The sequence below is a fragment of the Yoonia sp. genome (assembly GCF_036770585.1).
Classification (GTDB): domain Bacteria; phylum Pseudomonadota; class Alphaproteobacteria; order Rhodobacterales; family Rhodobacteraceae; genus Yoonia.
Genome location: NZ_DAIPIW010000018.1, coordinates 16,116 through 37,463 on the forward strand (window position 1 = coordinate 16,116; position 21,348 = coordinate 37,463).

At 62.6% G+C, this 21,348-nt stretch carries 23 protein-coding genes; 5 read left to right on the forward strand and 18 right to left on the reverse strand.

What is annotated here, in order from left to right; all coding sequences use genetic code 11:
- Window positions 1-119: 119 nt before the first annotated feature.
- The 3 genes from deoD to V7N12_RS05195 form a co-directional block, all read right to left on the reverse strand.
- Window positions 120-824 (reverse strand): purine-nucleoside phosphorylase, encoded by a 705-nt coding sequence (deoD, locus tag V7N12_RS05185; RefSeq protein ID WP_333713175.1) that lies wholly within the window; start codon window positions 822-824, stop codon window positions 120-122.
- A 47-nt stretch (window positions 825-871) separates the two neighbouring features.
- Window positions 872-1,210, reverse strand: coding sequence for an H-NS histone family protein (locus tag V7N12_RS05190; RefSeq protein WP_333713176.1), 339 nt, complete (start codon window positions 1,208-1,210; stop codon window positions 872-874).
- A 90-nt stretch (window positions 1,211-1,300) separates the two neighbouring features.
- Window positions 1,301-3,268 (reverse strand): protein meaA, encoded by a 1,968-nt coding sequence (locus V7N12_RS05195; RefSeq protein ID WP_333713177.1) that lies wholly within the window; start codon window positions 3,266-3,268, stop codon window positions 1,301-1,303.
- Window positions 3,269-3,407: 139 nt separating this feature from the next.
- Between V7N12_RS05195 and V7N12_RS05200 the strand changes: the two genes are divergently transcribed.
- From V7N12_RS05200 to V7N12_RS05220, 5 genes are all read left to right on the forward strand, one after another.
- On the forward strand, window positions 3,408-4,805 hold the full coding sequence (locus V7N12_RS05200; RefSeq protein WP_443089934.1) for a 1-acyl-sn-glycerol-3-phosphate acyltransferase: 1,398 nt from the start codon (window positions 3,408-3,410) through the stop codon (window positions 4,803-4,805).
- A gap of 121 nt (window positions 4,806-4,926) precedes the next feature.
- Window positions 4,927-6,216 (forward strand): crotonyl-CoA carboxylase/reductase, encoded by a 1,290-nt coding sequence (ccrA, locus tag V7N12_RS05205; protein WP_333713180.1) that lies wholly within the window; start codon window positions 4,927-4,929, stop codon window positions 6,214-6,216.
- Between the two features lie 134 nt (window positions 6,217-6,350).
- Window positions 6,351-6,545: a hypothetical protein gene (locus V7N12_RS05210; RefSeq protein ID WP_333713181.1), complete on the forward strand. Its 195-nt coding sequence runs from the start codon at window positions 6,351-6,353 to the stop codon at window positions 6,543-6,545.
- Window positions 6,546-6,611: 66 nt separating this feature from the next.
- Window positions 6,612-8,138, forward strand: a complete 1,527-nt coding sequence (locus V7N12_RS05215) for an ATP-dependent DNA helicase (protein WP_333713182.1) — start codon at window positions 6,612-6,614, stop codon at window positions 8,136-8,138.
- Window positions 8,135-8,845: an SDR family oxidoreductase gene (locus V7N12_RS05220; RefSeq protein ID WP_333713183.1), complete on the forward strand. Its 711-nt coding sequence runs from the start codon at window positions 8,135-8,137 to the stop codon at window positions 8,843-8,845. The genes V7N12_RS05215 and V7N12_RS05220 overlap by 4 nt, the downstream gene beginning before the upstream one ends.
- On the opposite strand, the gene V7N12_RS05225 is transcribed toward V7N12_RS05220, so the two are convergent.
- From V7N12_RS05225 to trpS, 15 genes are all read right to left on the reverse strand, one after another.
- Window positions 8,842-9,594: a TIGR02186 family protein gene (locus V7N12_RS05225; RefSeq protein ID WP_333713184.1), complete on the reverse strand. Its 753-nt coding sequence runs from the start codon at window positions 9,592-9,594 to the stop codon at window positions 8,842-8,844. The genes V7N12_RS05220 and V7N12_RS05225 overlap by 4 nt on opposite strands.
- Window positions 9,594-10,514, reverse strand: coding sequence for a sulfite exporter TauE/SafE family protein (locus V7N12_RS05230; RefSeq protein WP_333713186.1), 921 nt, complete (start codon window positions 10,512-10,514; stop codon window positions 9,594-9,596). The genes V7N12_RS05225 and V7N12_RS05230 overlap by 1 nt, the downstream gene beginning before the upstream one ends.
- A 130-nt stretch (window positions 10,515-10,644) precedes the next feature.
- Window positions 10,645-11,451, reverse strand: a complete 807-nt coding sequence (locus V7N12_RS05235) for a purine-nucleoside phosphorylase (RefSeq protein WP_333713187.1) — start codon at window positions 11,449-11,451, stop codon at window positions 10,645-10,647.
- Window positions 11,435-12,403, reverse strand: a complete 969-nt coding sequence (locus V7N12_RS05240) for an ABC transporter permease (RefSeq protein ID WP_333713188.1) — start codon at window positions 12,401-12,403, stop codon at window positions 11,435-11,437. The genes V7N12_RS05235 and V7N12_RS05240 overlap by 17 nt, the downstream gene beginning before the upstream one ends.
- The gene (locus V7N12_RS05245; protein ID WP_333713189.1) at window positions 12,403-12,825 is read right to left on the reverse strand and encodes a hypothetical protein; all 423 of its coding nucleotides are present in this window, start codon (window positions 12,823-12,825) and stop codon (window positions 12,403-12,405) included. Before V7N12_RS05245 ends, V7N12_RS05240 begins: the two co-directional genes overlap by 1 nt.
- Window positions 12,806-13,906, reverse strand: a complete 1,101-nt coding sequence (locus tag V7N12_RS05250) for an ABC transporter permease (protein ID WP_333713190.1) — start codon at window positions 13,904-13,906, stop codon at window positions 12,806-12,808. Before V7N12_RS05250 ends, V7N12_RS05245 begins: the two co-directional genes overlap by 20 nt.
- A gap of 3 nt (window positions 13,907-13,909) precedes the next feature.
- Window positions 13,910-15,514, reverse strand: a complete 1,605-nt coding sequence (locus V7N12_RS05255; protein WP_333713192.1) for an ABC transporter ATP-binding protein — start codon at window positions 15,512-15,514, stop codon at window positions 13,910-13,912.
- An 82-nt stretch (window positions 15,515-15,596) separates the two neighbouring features.
- Complete coding sequence (locus V7N12_RS05260) at window positions 15,597-16,592, reverse strand: BMP family ABC transporter substrate-binding protein (protein WP_333713194.1); 996 nt, start codon at window positions 16,590-16,592, stop codon at window positions 15,597-15,599.
- 188 nt (window positions 16,593-16,780) lie between these two features.
- Window positions 16,781-17,200 carry a GNAT family N-acetyltransferase gene (locus V7N12_RS05265; RefSeq protein WP_333713195.1) on the reverse strand — a complete coding sequence of 140 codons (420 nt, stop codon included), beginning with the start codon at window positions 17,198-17,200 and terminating at the stop codon, window positions 16,781-16,783.
- Window positions 17,197-17,778, reverse strand: a complete 582-nt coding sequence (tsaB, locus tag V7N12_RS05270) for a tRNA (adenosine(37)-N6)-threonylcarbamoyltransferase complex dimerization subunit type 1 TsaB (RefSeq protein ID WP_333713197.1) — start codon at window positions 17,776-17,778, stop codon at window positions 17,197-17,199. Before tsaB ends, V7N12_RS05265 begins: the two co-directional genes overlap by 4 nt.
- Window positions 17,779-17,792: 14 nt before the next feature.
- Window positions 17,793-18,356: a NifU family protein gene (locus V7N12_RS05275; protein ID WP_333713198.1), complete on the reverse strand. Its 564-nt coding sequence runs from the start codon at window positions 18,354-18,356 to the stop codon at window positions 17,793-17,795.
- An 81-nt stretch (window positions 18,357-18,437) separates the two neighbouring features.
- The gene (locus tag V7N12_RS05280; protein WP_333713199.1) at window positions 18,438-18,893 is read right to left on the reverse strand and encodes a universal stress protein; all 456 of its coding nucleotides are present in this window, start codon (window positions 18,891-18,893) and stop codon (window positions 18,438-18,440) included.
- 61 nt (window positions 18,894-18,954) lie between these two features.
- Window positions 18,955-19,818, reverse strand: a complete 864-nt coding sequence (locus tag V7N12_RS05285) for a branched-chain amino acid aminotransferase (RefSeq protein WP_333713200.1) — start codon at window positions 19,816-19,818, stop codon at window positions 18,955-18,957.
- A 190-nt stretch (window positions 19,819-20,008) separates the two neighbouring features.
- The gene (locus tag V7N12_RS05290; protein WP_333713201.1) at window positions 20,009-20,497 is read right to left on the reverse strand and encodes a VOC family protein; all 489 of its coding nucleotides are present in this window, start codon (window positions 20,495-20,497) and stop codon (window positions 20,009-20,011) included.
- 96 nt (window positions 20,498-20,593) lie between these two features.
- Window positions 20,594-21,348: tryptophan--tRNA ligase (gene trpS, locus V7N12_RS05295; protein ID WP_333713202.1), on the reverse strand; the 755-nt coding region annotated here is incomplete at its 5' end.

Here is a 21,348-nt window from a genome sequence, read left to right on the forward strand (position 1 = left end):
CGTCCCCGCCTGTTCCGTAAAGCAACTCTCTTAGGCGAGGGTTAACAATTCGTTATTATTGGCCCGGAAATATCCTGGGGTGAGACCCGGACCCCGTCCGGGGCGAGGGGCAAAGCCCCTCAGGCAAAGGCCGCCGCAAGCGCGATCTCGACCATGTCACCGAAGCTGCGTTCGCGGTCCTCGGCGGGCAGCGCTTCATGCGTGATCAGGTGGTCGCTGACGGTCAGCACCGCCAGCGCGCGCCGGCCATAGCGGGCGGCGAGATTGTAAAGTTCGGCCGCCTCCATCTCGACCCCGAGGATGCCATGCCGCATCATCTGTTCGTTCAGGTCCGGTCGTTCGTCATAGAAGACATCCGAGGAATAGATGCCGCCGACATGAGTCGGCACGCCTTTCGCCCTCGCGGCGTCATGGGCCGCCGATAGAAGCCCGTAGTCGGCGCAAGGCGCGAAGTTCACTTCCTTGAAGATCCCCCGTGACGGCGTCGAAAGCGTCGAGGCCGTCATGGCGAGGATCACGTCGCGGATCCCCACATGGTCCTGCATTCCGCCACAAGACCCGATGCGGATCAGGGTCTGCGCATCGTAGTCCCTGATCAGCTCGTTGGCGTAGATCGAGAGCGACGGCATCCCCATGCCCGATCCCTGGATCGTGACGGGATTGCCTTTCCAAGTGCCGGTAAACCCCAGCATGCCGCGCACCTGATTGATGCAGCGGGCATCGTCGAGAAAAGTCTCGGCTGCCCATTTTGCACGGTAGGGATCGCCGGGCATGAGAACGGTGGGGGCGATATCACCCTTTTGCGCGCCGATATGGATCGTCATGATCTGCCTATCAATTGCCGTTATCAGGTCAGGTGGCTTTGCCCGGACTAGATTTCCAGGTCTTTCGGATTTTTTCCTGCCGCAATTGCCGATTTGAACCAATCGGGCTGCCGGCCTTTTCCCGTCCATGTCTTTGCGGGGTCATCGGGGTTCTTGTATTTCGGGACCCCGGATTGCTTTTGCAGCGTGGCGGATTTGCGGGGCGTCTTTTCGATAGAAGCGCCGGTAATCTCGGCCAGCGTAAACCCATGTGCCGCGGCAGCTTTTTCGGCAGCGACAAGGGCGGCCTGCTTTTCCTGCTTTTCCAGCCGCGCGAGTGCCTTTTCGACATTTGCCTGCAGACGCAAAAGCTCTTTGCGGGTCATTGATTTGAGATCGGTATTCATGATGCAACTCCACTTTCCGCCTTCTCAATACCGCAGTCCGGATGAATTGCCACGCGAATTGATGATCCGACCTTTCCGAAAGAGCACGATCTATTCGGCGGCGACCTGTCGCGGATCGACCAAGGTCACGATATCGGCCATGATCTTGTTCAATTCGAAATCCTTCGGCGTATAGACGCGGGCCACGCCCATGGCCCTTAGCGCCTTTGCGTCCTCGTCGGGAATGATGCCGCCCGCGATCACGGGGATATGGGCGATGCCCGCCGCGCGCAGCCGGTCCATCACGTCGCGGACCAGCGGAATATGCGAACCCGACAGGATCGACAGGCCGATCACATGCACATCGCCGTTCCTGGCGGCGGTGACGATTTCCTCGGGCGTCAGGCGGATGCCTTCGTAGTCGATCTCCATTCCGCAGTCGCGGGCGCGGGCGGCGATCTGTTCGGCACCGTTCGAATGGCCGTCGAGGCCGGGCTTGCCGACAAGGAATTTCAGGCGGCGGCCAAGGGCGGTGCTGACCAGATCGACCTTTGCGCGCAAGTCGTCCAGCCCCTCGGTCCGGTTCGAGGGGTTGCTGCTGACACCTGTGGGCGCGCGGTATTGGCCGAAGACGCCGCGGACGACATCGGCCCATTCGCCGGTCGTGACACCGGCATGGGCGCAGGCGATGGAGGGGGGCATGATGTTGCTGCCGTCCTTGGCGGCGTCGCGGAGCGCGGTAAGCGCTGCGACCACGGCCTCTGGATCACGGTTGGCCTTCCATTGCGAAAGGCGGCGCAGCTGGTCCGCCTCGGCTTGCGGGTCGCTGACCATGATCGCGTCATCCCCGGCGGTCAGCGGCGAGGGTTCGCCCGCCTGCCATTTGTTCACACCGACGACGGTGGTCTGGCCGGTTTCGATGCTGGCGATGCGGGCGGCGTTGCTTTCGACAAGGCGCGATTTCATGTAGGGGATCGCGTTTTTCGCGCCGCCCATGCCTTCGATCTGGGCCAATTCGGCGCGCGCGCCTTCTTTCAGCGCGTTCACCTTGCGGTCGATGGCGGGGTTGCCGTCGAAAAGGTCGTCGAACTCCAGCAGGTCGGTTTCATAGGCGAGGATCTGTTGCATCCGCAGCGACCATTGCTGGTCCCATGGGCGCGGCAGGCCGAGTGCTTCGTTCCATGCGGGCAATTGCACGGCGCGGGCGCGGGCCTTTTTGGACAGGGTGACGGCAAGTGTTTCCAAAAGGATCCGGTAGACGTTGTTTTCCGGCTGCTGTTCCGTCAGCCCCAGCGAGTTGACCTGCACGCCGTAGCGGAAGCGGCGGTATTTGGGGTCGGTCACGCCATAGCGGGTCTCGCAGATTTCGTCCCAAAGCTCGACAAAGGCGCGCATCTTGCAAAGCTCGGTCACGAACCGGATGCCGGCGTTCACGAAGAACGAGATGCGCCCGACCATTTCGGGGAAGTTTTCGGCCGGCACCTTGCCTTGCAGATCATCCAGAACGGCGGTTGCGGTCGCCAGCGCGAAGGCGAGTTCCTCTTCCGGCGTCGCACCTGCTTCTTGCAGGTGGTAGGAACAGACGTTCATCGGGTTCCATTTCGGCAGGTGTTCGCGCGTATAGGCGGCCACATCGGTGATCATCCGCAGCGACGGCTCGGGCGGGCAGATGTAGGTGCCGCGGCTGAGGTATTCCTTGATGATGTCGTTCTGCACGGTGCCTTGCAGGGCGGATATATCGGCCCCCTGTTCCTTTGCCACCGCGATATAGAGCGCAAGCAGCCAAGGGGCCGTTGCGTTGATCGTCATCGAGGTGTTCATCTGGTCCAGCGGGATCTGGTCGAAAAGCGCGCGCATATCCCCCAGATGGCTGATCGGCACGCCGACCTTGCCGACCTCGCCCTTGGCCAGCACATGGTCGCTGTCATAGCCGGTCTGTGTCGGCAGATCGAAGGCCACGGAAAGACCTGTCTGCCCCTTGGCAAGGTTCCCGCGATAAAGCGCATTTGAGGCCGCAGCGGTCGAATGGCCCGCATAGGTCCTAAACAGCCATGGGCGGTCTTTCTGCGTCTGGGACATCTGGGGCCTCCGAGAATCTGGGTTGCGAAATTAAATTGCGCCTTTGGGGTTCTTATCGGACATTTTATGGCGCTGTCAATTCGCTGCGTTGCGGCATGGCGGGATTTACCTTGTCGGCGTTCCCTGCCACTTTCAGTCCATGACGCAGACCGTTTCAATGCCGCTTTGGGCATTCATCCTGATCATCCTCTTTGCTGCCGTGACTTTCGCGTCGCATTTCCTGTTTCCATCGGTGCGCTGGTTCTTTCGCAAACGGGCCGAGCGTGTGATCGCCCGGGTGAACCAGCGCCTGCAACGCCCGATCGAGCCCTTTAAGCTGGCGCGCCGCCACGACATGATCCAGCGCCTGATCTACGACCCGCAGGTGACCGAGGCGATTGTCGAGCATGCCCGCAAGGAAGGCATCCCCGAGAACGTCGCCTTCGAGAAGGCCCGCCGCTATGCCCGCGAGATTGTGCCCTCGTTTTCGGCGACGGCCTATTTCACCATCGGCATCCGGCTGGCCCGCTGGCTGTCGAAGTCTCTGTATCGGATCAAGCTGGGCACCTTCGACCGCAAGCGCCTGAACGAGATCGATCCCGATGCGACGGTCGTTTTCGTGATGAACCACCGCAGCAACATGGATTACGTGCTGGTGACATATCTGGCGGCACGGGCGGGGGCGCTGTCCTATGCGGTGGGGGAATGGGCGCGGGTCTGGCCGCTGGCGCCGCTGATCCGGATGATGGGCGCGTTCTTCATCCGGCGCAAGTCGCGCGGGACGCTCTATCGCAAGGTGCTGGCGCGCTATGTGCAGATGGCCACGCGCGGCGGTGTCAGTCAGGCGGTCTTTCCCGAAGGCGGGCTGAGCCTTGACGGGTTTCTCGCCCCGCCACGGATGGGCTTGCTGAACTACATCGTCGATGACTTCGATCCTGCGGTGCGCGAGGTGATCTTCGTGCCGGTCGCGATCAACTATGACCGCGTGCTGGAAGATACGATCCTGATTGCGGCGGACCAGTCGGGCACCCGCAGGTTCAAACCCTCGTGGGTCTCGGTCGCGCGGCGTGTCCTGCGTCATATCTGGCTGCGGTTGACCCGCCGGTTCCGCGGCTTCGGGACGGCTTCGGTCAGTTTCGGCGAACCGCTGGAGCTGTCGCGGTTCGAGGCCAGGGGCCCTGAAGATCTGACCGAGGCGCTGGCCGGTGCCCTGATGCAACGGATTGCCGATGTCATGCCGGTGACGGCGGTGCCCCTGATCGCACGGGAAATTCTTGCTGCGGAAACGGTCTCGCGCTTGGGCTTGACCGACAGCGTGACCGCCGATCTGGCTTTCCTGAAAGGGCGCAATCTGCCCCATCCCCACCGCGCGGCGGACGAGCTGGTGGGCGACGCCCTGAACCGTCTGCGTGCGCGCGGCCTGATCACCATGTCTGACGACGACATCGCGCCGACGGCGCTTGGAGACCCCATTTTGCGTTTCTACAGCAATTCGATCGCCCATCACTTTGATGCCGATGCCGCCGAGGGCGAGGAAATTTCTGCAGTTGCAGAGTAATTAAATTACAAAAAGTCCTTTTTCAGGGTTGCAATCTTACCTTTGCGTGGCTTATGCCTTGGTCAAAGGCGCCGATTCTGCGGCGCGGCAAGATGCTGGACATCGACTGATGGAGACGACAATGGCCCTCGACCAATCCGCCCCACCTGCGACTTACAATGCCCCGCAGAAGGATCTTTATGACGTGGGGGAAATGCCGCCCCTCGGGCATGTCCCTGCGCAGATGCACGCATGGGCGATCCGCCGCGAACGCCATGGCGAGCCTGAAAAGGCCTTTCAGCAGGAAGTCGTGGCCTGCCCCAAGCCCGACAGCAACGAGGTGCTGGTGCTGGTGATGGCCGCAGGGGTGAATTACAACGGCGTCTGGGCCGGTCTTGGCCAGCCGATCAGCCCTTTCGACAAGCACGGGGCGGATTACCACATCGCCGGTTCGGATGCGGCGGGCATCGTCTGGGCGGTCGGCGACAAGGTGAAGCGCTGGAAGGTCGGCGACGAGGTCGTCATCCACTGCAATCAGGACGATGGCGACGACGAGGAATGCAACGGTGGCGACCCGATGTATTCCGAAAGCCAGCGCATCTGGGGCTACGAGACGCCGGACGGGTCTTTCGCGCAGTTCACCTGCGTGCAGTCCCAGCAGCTGATGCCGCGTCCGCAGCACCTGACATGGGAAGAAAGCGCCTGCTACACGCTGACGCTGGCGACGGCCTACCGGATGCTCTTCGGGCATGAACCCCATGACCTGAAGCCGGGCCAGAACGTGCTGGTCTGGGGGGCTTCGGGCGGTTTGGGGTCTTATGCGATCCAGTTGATCAATACCGCCGGGGCCAATGCGATCGGGGTGATCAGCGACGAAAGCAAGCGCGACTTCGTCATGTCCCTGGGGGCGAAAGGCGTGATCAACCGCAACGATTTCGACTGCTGGGGCCAGATGCCGACGGTGAATACGCCCGAATACAGCGCATGGCTGAAAGAGGCGCGCAAATTCGGCAAGGCGATCTGGGAGATCACCGGCAAGGGTGTCAACGTGGACATGGTCTTCGAGCATCCGGGCGAAGCGACCTTTCCGGTCTCGGCGCTGGTCTGCAAGAAGGGCGGCATGGTCGTCATTTGCGCCGGCACCACCGGTTTCAATTGCACCTTTGACGTGCGTTACATGTGGATGCACCAAAAGCGCCTGCAGGGCAGCCATTTCGCCCATCTCAAGCAGGCGAGTGCCGCCAACAAGCTGATGCTGGAACAGCGGCTGGATCCTTGCATGTCGGAATGTTTTGCATGGGATGCGATCCCCGAGGCGCATACCAAGATGCTGCGCAATCAGCACAAGCCCGGCAATATGGCCGTGCTGGTGCAATCGCCGCGCATGGGCATCCGCACTTTCGAGGACGCGATCCTTTCCGACGAGCCCTGAATTCCGCCGCATTCCCAAGCTGGGCGCGGCCTTTGATGGCTGCGCCCTTTTTTCTTGTTTCGTCACGATATTCCTGTCACCAGTCACCTTAGGGTTGTTAAGCGTTCATTAATCAATCCCAGAGATGTTGGCGCATGGGTCACGATTGGGTCATTCACGTATTGTCGGATCTGCGCCAGTTTGCGCAGCAAAACGAATTGCCGCTATTGAGCGAGCAATTGGATGAAGCCATGACAACCGCCGCTGTCGAAATCGCCGCCCGAGGCGAGCGGCGACACCGCCTGGCAAAGCACCAGCAGGGCACAGCCGCCGATCAATTGAACGATTAGACAGCGCGGCTTGGCGGCCGCCTTTGGCGCTGGTCGTCGTCGCGCGGCACCGGTAGACTCGGACCCATGACCGGACAGCACATCACATTTTCCGACGATCAGGCCGAGGCTTGGGACAATATCGCCATCGCCCTGCGCCAGTCCGGGGTTGATCTGGACGATCATCTGTTGCAGCCGCCGCTGTCGGAAAGAACCTCGGTCATGGCTGTCGTGGGCAAGGCGGGGTCCGGCAAGACGATGCTGCTGGCGGCCCTTTACCGCGCGCTGGACGAGGCGGGCGTCGATGTGATCTCGGGCGACTGGGAAGGGCGCAAGCGCAAGGACCGACGCACACTGGCCATTCTTGCGCCGACCAACAAGGCCGCCAGCGTCTTGCGCAACCGTGGCGTGCCCGCGACAACCATTCACCGCATCCTCTACACCCCCGTCTATGACCCCGAATACGAAAAGGTGGCCGAGTGGCTGGCGGGGCAGGGTGACCGGCCCGCGATCGAGGCGCTGACCGATATCGCGCTCGACCGGGCCTTTGCCTCTTATCAGGTCAACAAATCCGTTCCCGCCGCCCTTGCCGCCGCCGGGCTGCGCGGGTCGGATTTCATCATCGGCTGGAAGCGGCGCGAAGACCCGCTGGATATCGGTTTCGTCGATGAAAGCTCGATGCTGGATGCCAAACAGTTCGAGGATTTGCAGGAGATCTTCCCCACGCTCCTGCTGTTCGGCGATCCGGCGCAGTTGCCGCCCGTCCAGTCGACGGGGGGCATGGTCTTTGAAAGCTTGCCCGCGCCGCGCGTGATGTCTTTGGAACGGATCCACCGCCAAGAGGCGGATAACCCGATCCTCGATCTTGCCCATGCGCTGGCCGATCCGTCCCTTGATTTCGCGGACTTCGAGCGGATGATCGCGGAGAAGGCCCAAACCGACGACCGCGTCGTCATGGCCCAAAGGGTCGAGGCGGACCTGATGGCGCGCTCGCCCTGTCTGGTCTGGCGCAATGCCACCCGTATCCGCCTGATCCACGCCTTTCGTGCGGCCTTTGGCGCGCCACCCGATGAACTTCTGTCGGGCGAGCCGCTGATCTGCGACGGGATCGAATTGCCGCTCAAGCATCGCAAGAAGCGGCTGGACCTCGAGGCGCGCGGCTTGATCAAGGGTGCGCAGGTGATCTACCTTGGACCGGGGCGCAAGCCCGGCTTTTCGCGCCTGCATGTCATCGGGGCCGAGGACCCGCAGGTCAGCGCCGCCAGCATCGTGAAGATCGAACAGGAAGGCGACGCGGAGCCCTTCATTCCCTTCGCCGCGCGCATGGGTGCGACCTTCCTGCATGGCGCCGCCGTGACGATCCACAAGGCGCAAGGCTCGCAGTGGGATACGGTGCAGGTCTTCGCCCCCGATATCTACGCCGCCAGCCGGATGGGCCGGGTCGAGGCGGGGCAGCCCTTGTGGAAACGTCTGGCCTATGTCGCCATCACGCGGGCGGAAACTCAGCTGCGGTGGGTGGTGCGCAACGCGCTGCACAAGCCGCAATCGGTGCTGCGGGTCGATGATCTGGAGGTTCCCGCCGCACCGTTGAAACTGGAAAGTGAAGAGGCATGAAATCCATCATCATCACAGGCGCCAGCAGTGGCATCGGGCGGGTCACGGCAGAGCACTTTCTGGCACAGGGCTGGCGCGTCGGCCTGATCGCGCGGAGTGCGGCGAAACTGGCCGAGATCGCGCATGACAACGCCGTGCACATGCCCTGCGACGTCACCGACGAAGGCGCGGTCGATGCGGCCTTTGACGGCTTCGGACATCTTGATGTGCTGTTCAACAACGCGGGCATGTTCGGCCCGCAGAAGACCATCGATGAAATCCCGCTCGATGATTGGCGGCAGGTGATTGACGTCAACCTGACCGGCATGTTCCTGTGCGCCCGCGCCGCGTTCCGGCAGATGCGCCACCAGTCGCCGCAGGGTGGGCGGATCATCAACAACGGGTCCATCTCGGCCTGGACCCCGCGGGAAGGCTCGGTCTGCTATACGACGACCAAGCACGGGGTCAGTGGATTGACCAAGACGCTGTCACTGGATGGCCGCGCCTTCGACATCGCCTGCGGCCAGATCGATATCGGCAACGCGCGGACGGATCTTGTGCGCGATCTTGAACGGACCCGCGCCGCGCAGGGGCTGGACCCGCTGCCGACCATGGCGGTCGCGGATGTGGCGGCTTCGGTCTTTCACATGGCAAATCTGCCACCCGAGGCGAACGTGCAATCGATGATGGTGATGGCGACCAAGATGCCGCATATCGGTCGCGGCTAGCGGCGCAGAAGCGAGAAAGCCGCCGATGCCGTCCAGCCCGCGGCAATCGCGATGGCAAGCGACATCAGCCCGTAAAGCACCGCCTGTTCATGCGCGAGATTATAGAGCCAGCGTTCCAGCCCGACCTTGGTGACCGGAATGACCGTGATGTATTCGTCGATCACGGCCCCGTCGCGCGTCAGGAAGATATGCGCCTCATAGTCCCCTTCGGTCAGGTTCGCAGGCAGGGTGATGGCGGCACGGAACAGCGTATCCTGTTCAAGATCGACCTCGCCCTCCAGCATCTGATAGAGGCTCTGGTTCGCGCGGATCCGCATCAGGGCCTCGGTGAATGACAGGCTGTCGTCCACCTCGGCACCGACCGAGCGGATCGCGCGGGGAATGGTGATCCGGTAGCGCAGGTCGTCGGTATCGCGCAGCACCTCCCTGAGCGGTCCCGAGGTTGCGACGGCATAGAACGAGGGGGCGGAATCGACCTCGACCGCGTCGGTGTTGACCCAGATGCCAAGGCGGCGTGCCTTGCGGCGCACGGTCACGGGTTCATCCGGTCCGGCAACGGTCACGATCACGCCGAGCGTGCTGTCATTCGCAATCGGGGCCTCGCGTCGCACGGCGCCGAAGACAAGAATGTCAGAGCCTTCGAAAGTCGCCGTGATCGCCACCTCGTCGCGGCTGAGGCCCAGCACGATCTGCTCGGCCTTGGCGGGCAGGGCCAGCAATAGCAGCAAGAGGGCAAGAAGCCGCCGCATCAGTGTCTGCCCTCGACGCCGAGGGTATAAAGCTCGGACGGCATCACAAGCAGATCGAAGGCCAGCTTGCCGCAGACCGCCAGCACCATGATCGCCAGAAGGATGCGCAACTGTTCGGCCTTCAGTTTCAGCCCGATGCGGGTGCCGATCTGTGCGCCGATCACGCCGCCGACCAGCAGAAGCACCGCCAGCACGATATCCACGGTGTAGTTGGTCGTGGCGTGCAGCATCGTGGTGAAGCCGGTCACGAAGATGATCTGGAACAGCGAGGTGCCGACGACCACCTTCGTCGGCATGCCCAGCAGGTAGATCATCGCCGGCACCATGATGAAGCCGCCTCCGACCCCCATGATCGCGGCAAGGATGCCCACAAGCACACCGACCAGCACCGGCGGAATGACCGAAATATAGAGCCCCGAGACGCGGAACTTCATCTTGAAGGGCAGGTTGTGCACCCAGTTGTGCTTGCGTCGTGTCGGAACCGCGCCGCCCGGCTTGCCCGCCCTGCGGATCGCGCGCAGGCTTTCCAGAAACATCAGGCTGCCGATCATGCCCAGAAAGACGACATAACAAAGCTGCACCAGCAGCTCGACCTGACCGAGCGCCTTGAGGTAGTTGAAGATGAAAATGCCGATGCCCGACCCGATCAGGCCGCCGACCAGCAGGACGGTGCCCATCTTGAGATCGACGGTCTTGCGTTTGAGATGCGCCAGCACCCCCGAAAAGGACGAGGCGACGATCTGGTTGGCTTCCGTTGCGACAGCGACGGCGGGCGGGATGCCGATGAAGAACAAAAGCGGCGTCATCAGAAAGCCGCCACCGACACCGAACATCCCCGACAGCACCCCCACGATCCCGCCCAGCCCCAGTAGAAGGAAGGCATTCACCGATACTTCGGCGATGGGGAGATAGATTTGCATGGGCTATTCCATGGCGCTGGTGCCAGTGGGGGCACAAAACAGATTTCAGGCGCGTAAGTCAAATACCAGAAGGCAGAAAAAGCGCCTTCTGATACATTTCCACACGCAAATTCATGCGTCCGGCAACGGACTATCCAAGCTGGCGCAGATAGCCGCGCAGGACTTTCTCCAGTTTGGCGGCACCTATGGGGGCCATGGCCTTGGTGTGTTCGTGGCTGATCGCCTCGTCGCTCATGCCTGCTGCCATGTTGGTGATGGTCGAAATCGCGGCGGCTTTCAGTCCCAGAAAGCGCGCAAGGATCACCTCGGGCACGGTGGACATGCCCACCGCGTCCGCGCCCAACAGGCGGATTGCGCGGATCTCGGCGGGGGTTTCGAAGGATGGGCCGGAATACCAGGCGTAGATGCCATCGGCCATCTCGACATCGGCGGCATCGGCTGCCGCGTGAAGACCCGCGCGGATCGCCGGATCATAGGCATCCTTCATGGGCACGAAACGCGCATCGGTGGGTTCACCGATCAGCGGATTGAGGCCGGAAAAGTTGATGTGGTCCGACAGGCACATGATCGACCCCGTCGGCATGTCGGGCCGCATCGACCCTGCCGCGTTGGTGGCGATCATCGCCTCGGCCCCCAGCGCGCCGAGTACCTCCAGCGGCAGGCGCATCGCATCGCCGCGCCCGCTTTCGTAGTAATGCGCGCGGCCACCGAAAACGGCGACGCGGACGCCTTCCAGCTCACCGATCACGAGGTTGGGGTTATGCCCCGAGACCCCCGCATGCGGAAATCCCGGAAGATCGCCATAGGGAATGGCGACCCCGTCCACCTCGTTCGCGATATGGCCAAGGCCCGACCCAAGGATCAGCCCCAGCCGCACCGGCGCATCGCCTGCCCGTGCACGGATCAGACCGGCGAGGTCGTCAGCGTTCCTTGACATAGGGTTCCCCCCCTGCACGCGGCGGGATCGCCTTGCCGACGAAACCGGCAAGGATGATCACGGTCAGGATATAGGGCAGCACGTCCAGAAGCTGGCCGTTGACACGGAAACCGGCGATGCCTGCGACAACGTCGGGCCGCAGCGACATGGCTTGCAGGAAGCCGAACAAGAGGCAGGCATAAAGCGCATACCAAGGCCGCCATTTGGCGAAGATCAGCGCGGCGAGGGCGATATAGCCGCGCCCCGCGCTCATGTCCTTGACGAAGCCCGCTTGCAGGGCGGTCGCAAGATAGGCGCCCGCAATGCCGCAAAGCACGCCACAGATGCCCACGGCGGCGAACCGCAGCCAGATGACCGAGACACCGGCGGTATCCACGGCGGCCGGGTTCTCGCCCACGGCGCGCAGGCGCAGGCCAAAGCGTGTGCGGTAAAGCACCCACCACGTCAGCGGCACCATCAGCAGCGCGACATAGACAAGGATCGTGTGCCCCGAGATCAGTTCCGCGTAGATCGGGCCGATGATGGGCACATCACGCATCGCCTCGGCAAAGGGCAGGTCGATGGCATTGAAACGCGCATTGCCCGACAATTGCGGCGTCCGCCCACCCTGCCGGAACCAGCTTTGCGCCACAACGACCGTCAGGCCCGCCGCAAGAAAGTTGATCGCCACGCCCGAGATCAGCTGATTGCCGCGAAAGGTGATCGAGGCCAGACCATGCACCGCTGAAAGAACCAGCGACGCGCTGATCCCCGCCAGCAGACCCAGCCAGACGTTTCCCGACACGGCGGCGATGGCAGCCGACAGGAACGCCGCCGCCAGCATTTTCCCCTCTAGCCCGATATCGAAGATACCGGCACGCTCGGAAAACAGGCCCGCAAGACAGGCCAGCAAGAGCGGTGTCGCCAGACGCAAGGTAGCGTCCAGCATCTGCAAGAGGGTGCCGAAGTCCATTAGGCAGCTTTCTCCATCAGGAAGGGGAAGAGCGCGAAAAAGCGGTCCGCCACTTCGGGGTTGCGGCGCAGGGCGGCTTCGGCCTGAGCTTGTGTGATCTCGACGGCCTGCGTCTTGTCGCGGCGCAGGAAGAACTGCAATCCCAGCATCGCGTCGAACCGGTCATCGGTGATGAATGGATCATGCGGGATGCGCGACATGACGGCTTCGTTCGGTTTGAACACGCTGGCGGGCTTGCGCAGCCCCAGCATCGCGATCAGATGCGGCGGCACGTTCTGCCCGGGCGTGTTGTCGATGACGTGATGGATCCACTGGTGGAATTCATCCATCGAGATCATGCCCAATGCCAGACAACTCAATACAAACCCAAGATCGGCGCCGGTATCGTCCTCGACGCCCACTTTAAACTGTCCTGCCTTCATTTTTTGCTCTCCTCAATGATAGGAAAAGCCGCTCGAGCGGCATGCGCACCATATTGTCCAGTGCGCCCGTGAAGAGGATTACCAATGCCTGTATTACGATAATCAGCTCACGGGGGATCGACGTCCAAAGGGCGAGTTCTGCGCCGCCTTGATAGAGGAAGCCGAAAAGAAGCGCCGCCAGCAAGACCCCGAAAGGATGGCTGCGCCCCATCAGCGCGACGGCGATGCCGATAAAGCCCGCCCCCTCCACTGCGTTCAGGACCAGCCGTTCGGCCTCGCCCTGCACGTTGTTGATGGCCATCATGCCGGCGAGACCGCCAGAGATAAGCATGGAGACCATGATGATCTTGGTCGGGCTGATGCCCGCATATTTCGCGGCCGATTGGGATTCACCAAAGGACCGGATCTCGAACCCCAGCCGCGTCCGCCAGATCAGCGCCCAAAGAAGGACGCAGGCGGCGAGGCCGACGAAGAAGGTGATGTTGGCGGGTGCGCCACGAAAGAACGTGGTGTCGCCGAAATTGAACATCTCCTGAAACGAGGGCAGATGCGTCGCCTCGGGGAAGCGCGCGGTCGCAGGCTCCATCGAGCCGGGGACCTTCAGCGCGCCGATCAGGAAGTAGTTCAGCAAGGCGGCCGCGATGAAGTTGAACATGATCGTGGTGATCACGATATGGCTGCCGCGCTTGGCTTGCAGGAAGGCCGGGATCGCCGCCCATGCCGCGCCGAAAATCGCGGCACCGATCGCTGCCCCGATCAGGGCAAGCGACCAATGCGGCCATGGAATGAACAGGCAGATGACGGCCACGCCCAAACCCCCGACCAGCGCCTGACCCTCGCCCCCGATGTTGAACATGCGGGCATGAAAGGCGATTGCGACCGCAAGGCCGGTGAAGATGAAGTTCGTGGCATAATAGAGCGTGTAACCCCAGCCATAGGTCGACCCCAGCGCACCGCTGACCATCAGCTTCAGCGCGTTCCACGGGTTTTCACCGATGGCGAGGATCACGAGCGCCGAAAGGATCGCTGCCAGCAGGATCGAAATCAGCGGAATGAGAATGACATCGGCCCACCTTGGCATCGCCTACACCTCTTTGCCGGGGTTGGTGCCGGCATGCGCAAGCTGCGCCTCGACCGCCTCGTGCAGGGGGCCGCGCGGCTTTGTCGTCATGCCTGCCATCAACAAGCCGAGTTCTTTTTCATCTGTCTGCTCAGGCATGCGTTCGCCCATTATTTTGCCGTCGAACATAACCGCGATCCTGTCGGAGAGGGACAGAATTTCCTCGAGCTCTACGGAAACAAGCAAGATTGCCTTTCCCTGATCCCGAAGTGCAACAATTTGCTGGTGGATGAACTCGATGGCCCCGATGTCCACGCCGCGTGTCGGTTGGCCCACAAGCAGCAGATCGGGGTTGCGTTCGATCTCGCGGGCAAGAACGATCTTCTGCTGGTTGCCGCCGGAAAAGTGCTTGGCCGCCAGTTGCGTATCGGGTGGCCGCACGTCGAAACGGGCCATCTTGCCTTCGGTGTCCTGGCGGATCGCCGCATTGTCCATCAGCAGTCTGGACTTCTGGTAGCGGGCGTCGTGGTGATAGCCGAAGGCGGTGTTTTCCCAGGCTTGGAAGTTCATGATCAGGCCTTCGCGCTGCCGGTCTTCGGGGACGTGGCTGATCCCTTTGGCGCGGCGGCTTTGCCCGTCGGAATGGGCGCCGGTCAGGTCGATTTCCTCGCCGTTGATCCTGACCGACCCGGTGGCTTTCTCGTAGCCGCCCAAGACTTCGAGCAATTCCGACTGCCCGTTGCCCGCAACCCCTGCGATCCCGAGGATTTCGCCTGCGTGGATGTCGAAACTGACGTCTTTGATACGGTGCACGCCCTGGCTGTCGGTGACGTTGAGATTGCGCACCTCAAGGATTTTCCGCCCCACCTGCGCAGGCGTCTTGTCGACCCGCAGCAAGACCTTGCGGCCCACCATCAGTTCGGCCAGTTCCGGCGGGCTGGTTTCGGCGGTCTTGACGGTCGCGGTCATCTCGCCGCGGCGCATGACGCTGACGGTGTCGGTGATCTCCATGATCTCGCGCAGCTTGTGGGTGATCAGGATGATCGTTTTGCCTTCGCGGCGCAGGTTTTCGAGGATACGGAAGAGGTGGTCGGCCTCGGCGGGTGTCAGCACGCCGGTGGGTTCGTCGAGGATCAGGATATCGGCCTTGCGATACAGCGCCTTGAGGATCTCGACCCGCTGCTGCATGCCGACGCCGACATCTTCGATCAGGGCGTCGGGATCGACGTTCAATTCGTATTCTTCGGCAAGGCTCTTCAACTCGCGCCGCGCACGCGCCAGCGAGGGGCGCAGAAGCCCGCTGTCTTCCGCCCCGAGAACCACGTTTTCGAGGATCGTGAAATTCTCGACCAGTTTGAAGTGCTGGAACACCATGCCGATCCCGGCGGCAATCGCCGCCTGACTGTCGGGGATCTGGGTCTTCTTGCCACCGATGAAGATCTCGCCCTTGTCGGCCTTGTAGAAGCCGTAGAGGATCGACATCAGCGTCGATTTGCCGGCACCATTCTCGCCGATGATCCCGTGGATCGTGCCCGGCATCACGCGGATCGAGATATCCTTGTTTGCCTGCACGGGGCCGAAGGCCTTGGAAATGCCCTTCAGTTCGATGGCGGGGGCGATCTCGGTCATGGGTGCACCTGTGGTTGTGACAAAAAGGGCCGCGCGGATTGCTCTCGCGCGGCCCTGTCGTCTTGTGGCCGTTCGGACCTGCTTAGAAGCTGATCGCGGGGCAGGTTTCGTCGCTCATGTAGTCATGCACGACCAGCTCGCCTGCGGTGATCGCTGCGGCTGCGGCATCAACGGCGGCCTGCATGTCGGCGGAAATCAGCTCTGCGTTGAATTCGTCCAGCGCATAGCCGACGCCTTCATTGCCGATTGCCATCACGTTGAAGCCGGTTTCAAGGTCGGCGCCCATCATCATGGCTTCGTAGACGGCGTTATCCACGCGCTTCATCATCGAGGTCAGAACCTGACCGGGGTGCAGGTAGTTCTGGTTGCTGTCCACACCGATCGACAGGATGCCCTGGTCGGCGGCGGTCTGCAGAACGCCGACGCCGGTGCCGCCAGCGGCCGCGAAGACAACGTCAGACCCTTGGCTGATCTGGGCCTGCGTCAGTTCCGAGCCCTTCACCGGATCGTTCCATGCGGCAGGAGTGGTGCCGGTCATGTTCGCGATCACGGTCGCGTCGGGGTTCACGGCCAGAACGCCCTGTGCATAGCCGCAGCCGAAGCGGCGGATCAGCGGAATGTCCATACCGCCCACGAAGGACACGGTGTCGGACTCGGACGCCATCGCGGCCAGCATGCCGACGAGGTAAGAGCCTTCATGCTCGTTGAAGACAACGGAACGGACGTTCGGCGCATCGACGACCATGTCGATGATCGCGAATTTGGTGTCGGGGTAGTCGGCAGCGACTTCCGCCAGCGGGGTCGCCCAAGAGAAACCGGCCATGACGATGGGGTTGTTGCCCGCTTCGGCGAAGCGGCGGATCGCCTGCTCGCGCTGGGCGTCGGACTGGATTTCCACCTCGGCGTAGGAACCGCCGGTTTCGGTCGCCCAACGCTCGGCCCCGTTGTAGGCGCTTTCGTTGAAGGATTTGTCAAACTTGCCGCCAAGATCGAAGAGGATGGCGGGGTCTGCCGCCGCAGCGCCAGCGGTCAGCGCCAGCGCAGCAGAGGCGCCAAGGAATTTCTGCATAAGTGTCATTGGTAATCTCCCAGGTCGTTACGCGAGGTTATGCCGGGTTTTGCGCCCGCCTCGATTAAAGCCCAGACCCCTGTGAGTCCGGTCATCGGTAGATAAGGCCTTGCCTCGCAGGGAAGATCAACAGCTTTTTGGGAAAATACGGGTGCAAAAGCCCATTGCGCAGGCATCTGGCGCGGTTTGACGCAGGGTCACCCTGGGGGCAGTTCCTTGCGCAGCACAAGGGCTGCCACGGGTGCCCCATTTTTGGGCGTGTAATAGCCCTTGCGCCGCCCGACAGGGCCATATCCCATCCCTGCATAGAGCGCCCGCGCGGCGGCATTGTCTTCGGCGACTTCGAGGAAAACAAAGGCGGCACCGCGTGCCGTCGCTTCGGTCTCGGCCTCGGTCAGGGCCTTGCGGGCAAGGCCCCTGCGCCTGTGGCCGGGCGCGGTCGCAAGGGTCAGAAGTTCGGCTTCGTCCAGGGTGACGCGCATCAGCGCAAAGCTGGCGGGATCGCCGGTGACAAGGCAATTGGGATCGGACAGAAGCCCTGCGAATTCACCGGCATCCCAGCCGCGCGTTTCTGCAAAGGCGGCGGCATGGGTTGCGGCCATCGCTGCGGGCGTCACGGCAGGATCACCGGCGCGGGATCACGCGGCGGGGCGGCATCGGCGCTGCGGACATAAAGCGGGCTGGGGCGAGGATTGGGCCGGTCCAGACGTGCCGCAGCGATGCGCGCGATGGCGGCGACCAGCTCGGCGGCGGTTCTCTGGGCTGCGTCCGTCGCCTTGCCCTGAGAGGGTTCGCCTGTCGTGCCGTCCGAACCGAAGTCCTGAAAATAGGCCTGCCCACGCGGCGCAGGGATTTCAGCGGTGAAGGGCCGCGCCTGATCCCATGCGCGCGCCGCGAAACCGTCCACCCCGATCGCCGGTTTGCCAAGCCCAAGCGCCAGCCCGCGCGCTGCGGACACCGCAATGCGGATACCTGTAAAGTTCCCCGGCCCGACGCCGACCGCAACGGCATCGAGATCGCGCCATGCAAGCCCCTCTGCCGTCAAGACCGCTTCCAACATCGGCATCAGATGCTCGGCCTGGCCTTTGGCCATGTCGTCAACGCGGGTGACAATCCGGTCGCCGCACAGCAAAGCGGCGGCGCAATGCGCCGCCGATGTGTCGAATGCCAGAACGAGGGGCTTGGGCAGAGTCATACCTGCGCGGCTGCCTAAGCCGCGACCGGCCGCACCTCGACCACCTCGGGGATGTAGTGGCGCAGCAGGTTCTCGATCCCCATTTTCAGCGTGAGGGTAGAAGAGGGGCAACCGGCACAGGCACCCTGCATGTGCAGGTAGACCACGCCACGGTCGAACCCGTGGAAGGTGATGTCGCCCCCATCCTGCGCCACGGCAGGGCGCACGCGGGTGTCGAGCAGTTCCTTGATCTGGTTCACGATCTCGGAATCCTCGCCCTCGTGGTCGGCGTGGCCGCTGGCGGGCTTGTGATCGGCGCCCATGACCGGCTGGCCGGACTGGTAATGTTCCATGATCGCGCCAAGGATGCCGGGCTTGATGTGATCCCATTGCACATCATCGGCCTTGGTCACCGTGACAAAGTCGATCCCGAAGAACACACCCGTAACGCCGCCGGTCGCAAAGATGCGCTGGGCAAGCGGGGATGCGGCGGCGGCTTCCGCGCTGGGAAAGTCGGCCGTTCCGACCTCTAGCACGTTCTGGCCGGGCAGGAACTTGAGCGTGGCCGGATTCGGGGTCGATTCTGTCTGGATGAACATGCGGCAAACCTTTTTTGTCAGGATTTAGATATGCGGTTTCCAGACCCGGATGTCAAGACTTTGGAACCGTTCTAAACTGGATCAGGTGATCGCTTCCAGCCGTTCTTTCGACAGATCGCCGGGCACGATCGTCATCGGCACGGGCAGGCTGCCTGCGTGCCGCGTCATATGCGTGACCAGCGGTCCGGGGCCCTTGTTGTCGGTGCCCGCACCGAGGACCAGCACCCCGATTTCGGGGTCTTCACTGATCAGGGCGAGGATTTCGTTCACCGGCTCACCCTCGCGGATGATCAACTCGGGGTGGACGTTCTGTTTGTCGCGCATCCACTTGGCGAAGACCTCGTAATGCACCTCGATCCGCTCGCGCGCTTCGGCGCGCATGATCTCGCCCACACCGATCCAGTGGTTGAACTCATCCGGCGGAATGACCGAGAGGATCGCAACACCGCCGCCGGTATGGGCCGCGCGCATCGCGGCAAAGCGCATCGCGTTCAGACATTCGCGGCTGTCATCCAGAACAACCAGAAACTTGCGCATGATGTGTCTCCCAACCCTTTGCCAAGTGTGACGGATCGCGTGGTCACTGGCAACGGCGCAATTAACCCGCGCTGCTTGCCCAATCCCAATAAAGCTGCCGCACCTTTCGCGTCACCGGGCCGACCTGATACTGCCGGTCCTCGAAGGCGGTGACGGGCGTCACTTTCGACATATTGCCTGACAGGAACACCTCGTCCGCGCCCTCGAAGTCCGCGAAGGTCAGCACGGTTTCATGCACCGCGACACCATCGGCGCGCAGGTTCCTGATATGCCGCGCGCGGGTGATGCCGGACAGGAAGGTGCCGTTGGCGATCGGGGTGAAGACGGCGCCATCCTTGACCATGAAGACGTTGGCCGTGGCACTTTCGGCGACATTGCCCATGGCATCGGCGACAAGTGCGTTGCCGAACCCGCGAGACCGCACCTCGGCCAGCATGCGCGCGTTGTTGGGATAAAGGCATCCGGCCTTGGCGTTCACGACAGCGCTTTCCAGAACCGGACGGCGGAATTGCGTGCGGCCGAGGGTCACCGTTGCGGTCTCGGGGGCGAAGGGGATTTCCTCAAGGCAGATGGCAAAGCCGGTCGTGCCCTTGTTGGGCACAATGGCGGTGACATCCCCGTCGATCCCCCAATACATCGGGCGGATATAGACGGCGGCCCCTTTGGGATACTTTTTCAGCCCCTCCCATATGATCGCCACCATGTCTTCGGTGCTGACGGTCGGTGTGATCATCAGCGCCTCGGCCGAGCGGTTCACCCGCGCGCAATGCAGGTCAAGGTCAGGGGCCAGCCCGTTCACGTAGCGCGCACCGTCAAAGACGGTCGACCCCAGCCACGACCCGTGGTCGGCGGCCCGCATGATGGGCACGTCGCCTTCGTGCCATGCGCCTTCGAAATAGGTCCAGATGTTCTTGCCGGTCGCCATGATCGCCTCCCTGTTCGGATGGACCGTAGGGCGGGTCTTGCGCAAGGTAAAGAGAAGGGCGGCGTCCGGTGCGGGGGACACCGGACGCCGGGGATCGCATGGTGTTACGAGGGACGAGCGCAACCACCAGGACACGAAGGCAGAGCGAATCCATACCTCAGCCCGACAATGCCCGCCGCGCGATTCAGTTTTATGACGCAGGTTCGGCCAGGGCGATAAGCGCGCCCACATCCAGCCGCGCGTTCATCATCGCAAGGGTGCCGTCCGCGTTGCGCGGCCAGACATCACGCGGCTTGTCGACGTAAAGCTCGACGCCGTTCTGGTCGGGGTCGCGCAGATAGACCGCCTCGCTGACGCCATGGTCGGCGGCACCATCCAGCGGGATACCGGCATCGACGACGCGCTTGATGACCTGTCCCAGCGCCTTGCGGTCGGGGTAGAGAAACGCGGAATGGTAAAGCCCCGTGTGGCCAGCGGGCGGGGGTGTGGCACCAAGGCTTTCCCATGTGTTCAGCCCGATGTGGTGGTGATAGCCGCCCGCGCCCAGAAAGGCGGCGCCGGTGCCATAGCGCTGCATCAGGTCGAACCCGAGCACATCGCGGTAAAAGGCAATCGACCGTTCCAGATCGGAGACGCGCAGATGGACATGGCCGACGGAGGCAGATGGTGTGGTGGTCATGTGACCCTCCTGTGAAATCTCACGGTCAGAGTATGCCGCTACAGAGATTCACAAAAGAGGCCGGATCGCACCAACTTTGTGCGCAATTGCGCGGCCCTAGCTGCGCAACATCCCCACGATGTCATAGGTCTTGCGCAGGATCGGCTCTGCAATCTCGCGCGCCTTCGCGGACCCTTCGCCAAGGATACGGTCGATCTCGGCGGGATCGGCCATCAGGCGGGCCATCTCATTGGCGATGGGGCTCAGCTTTTCGACCGCAAGATCGGCCAGCGCGGGTTTGAACCTGCCCCAGCCTGCACCGGCGTATTCGGCGATCACCGCTTCTGCGGTCTGGTCGTTCAGCGCGGCGTAGATTTCGACGAGGTTCTTCGCCTCGGGCCGATCTGCCAGCCCATCGACGGTTTCGGGCAGCGGTGCGGGATCGGTCTTTGCCTTCTTGAACTTCCGCGCGATCGTATCGGCATCATCGGTCATATTGATGCGTTCCATGTCGCTGTCGCCGGACTTGGACATCTTCTTGGTTCCGTCGCGCAGGTTCATGATGCGCATGGCGGGGCCTTCGATAACCGGCGTGGTCAGCGGGAAGAAATCGACGCCGAAGTCATGGTTGAACTTGGCCGCAATGTCGCGGGTCAACTCGACGTGCTGTTTCTGGTCGTCGCCCACGGGCACGTGGGTGGCATGATAAAGCAGGATATCGGCGGCCATCAGCGACGGATAGGCATAAAGGCCCAGTGAGACCTTTTCGGCATTGCTGCCCGCTTTGTCCTTGAACTGGGTCATCCGGTTCATCCAGCCGACGCGGGCGACGCAGTTGAAGATCCAGCCCAATTCCGCATGGGCCGAGACCT

Coding starts and splice junctions, on each gene's coding strand:
- V7N12_RS05225 (WP_333713184.1), bottom strand. CDS start 9,594: ATGCGGCGGCTTCTTGCCCTCTTGCTGCTATTGCTGGCCCTGCCCGCC.
- V7N12_RS05230 (WP_333713186.1), bottom strand. CDS start 10,514: ATGCAAATCTATCTCCCCATCGCCGAAGTATCGGTGAATGCCTTCCTT.
- V7N12_RS05285 (WP_333713200.1), bottom strand. CDS start 19,818: ATGGCGACCGGCAAGAACATCTGGACCTATTTCGAAGGCGCATGGCAC.
- V7N12_RS05200 (WP_443089934.1), top strand. CDS start 3,408: ATGACGCAGACCGTTTCAATGCCGCTTTGGGCATTCATCCTGATCATC.
- V7N12_RS05280 (WP_333713199.1), bottom strand. CDS start 18,893: ATGCGCAAGTTTCTGGTTGTTCTGGATGACAGCCGCGAATGTCTGAAC.
- ccrA (WP_333713180.1), top strand. CDS start 4,927: ATGGCCCTCGACCAATCCGCCCCACCTGCGACTTACAATGCCCCGCAG.
- V7N12_RS05195 (WP_333713177.1), bottom strand. CDS start 3,268: ATGTCCCAGACGCAGAAAGACCGCCCATGGCTGTTTAGGACCTATGCG.
- V7N12_RS05235 (WP_333713187.1), bottom strand. CDS start 11,451: ATGTCAAGGAACGCTGACGACCTCGCCGGTCTGATCCGTGCACGGGCA.
- V7N12_RS05215 (WP_333713182.1), top strand. CDS start 6,612: ATGACCGGACAGCACATCACATTTTCCGACGATCAGGCCGAGGCTTGG.
- V7N12_RS05220 (WP_333713183.1), top strand. CDS start 8,135: ATGAAATCCATCATCATCACAGGCGCCAGCAGTGGCATCGGGCGGGTC.
- tsaB (WP_333713197.1), bottom strand. CDS start 17,778: ATGACTCTGCCCAAGCCCCTCGTTCTGGCATTCGACACATCGGCGGCG.
- deoD (WP_333713175.1), bottom strand. CDS start 824: ATGACGATCCATATCGGCGCGCAAAAGGGTGATATCGCCCCCACCGTT.
- V7N12_RS05255 (WP_333713192.1), bottom strand. CDS start 15,514: ATGACCGAGATCGCCCCCGCCATCGAACTGAAGGGCATTTCCAAGGCC.
- V7N12_RS05240 (WP_333713188.1), bottom strand. CDS start 12,403: ATGGACTTCGGCACCCTCTTGCAGATGCTGGACGCTACCTTGCGTCTG.
- V7N12_RS05275 (WP_333713198.1), bottom strand. CDS start 18,356: ATGTTCATCCAGACAGAATCGACCCCGAATCCGGCCACGCTCAAGTTC.
- V7N12_RS05250 (WP_333713190.1), bottom strand. CDS start 13,906: ATGCCAAGGTGGGCCGATGTCATTCTCATTCCGCTGATTTCGATCCTG.
- V7N12_RS05245 (WP_333713189.1), bottom strand. CDS start 12,825: ATGAAGGCAGGACAGTTTAAAGTGGGCGTCGAGGACGATACCGGCGCC.
- V7N12_RS05210 (WP_333713181.1), top strand. CDS start 6,351: ATGGGTCACGATTGGGTCATTCACGTATTGTCGGATCTGCGCCAGTTT.
- V7N12_RS05290 (WP_333713201.1), bottom strand. CDS start 20,497: ATGACCACCACACCATCTGCCTCCGTCGGCCATGTCCATCTGCGCGTC.
- V7N12_RS05260 (WP_333713194.1), bottom strand. CDS start 16,592: ATGACACTTATGCAGAAATTCCTTGGCGCCTCTGCTGCGCTGGCGCTG.
- V7N12_RS05190 (WP_333713176.1), bottom strand. CDS start 1,210: ATGAATACCGATCTCAAATCAATGACCCGCAAAGAGCTTTTGCGTCTG.